Origin of the sequence: Bariatricus sp. SGI.161 (assembly GCF_050313695.1) — a bacterium.
Lineage (GTDB): Bacteria > Bacillota > Clostridia > Lachnospirales > Lachnospiraceae > JAFBIX01.
On sequence record NZ_JBNPLX010000104.1, the window covers coordinates 1 to 334 of the forward strand.

General features: G+C 51.2%; 1 protein-coding gene. It reads left to right on the forward strand.

Annotated elements, in window-relative coordinates:
• Window positions 1–46: 46 nt before the first annotated feature.
• The coding region (locus ACQRBH_RS17390; RefSeq protein ID WP_427762713.1) for an MT-A70 family methyltransferase at window positions 47–334 on the forward strand (288 nt) is incomplete at its 3' end.

A 334-nucleotide genomic window follows, 5' to 3' on the forward strand; every position in this document is an offset into this window, starting at 1 on the left:
GTTCTCGGCGCATTAAAAATCAACTACACACAGGAGGAAACCATTTATTTCAACATACAACATCATTTACGCCGATCCGCCGTGGCGGTATGAGTGCAAAAACAAATCGGGTGCAGCGGAAAATCACTATCCCACCATGGGCATAGACGAGCTGTGCTCTCTGCCGGTGGAAGCACTGGCTGCCAAGGACTGTCTGCTGTTTTTATGGGCCACATTTCCCATGCTGCCGGAGGCATTGCAGCTTATCCGGGCATGGGGCTTTACGTTCAAGACGGTGGCCTTTGTCTGGCTGAAACAGAACCGCAAAAGTCCAACATGGTTTTACGGGCTGGGT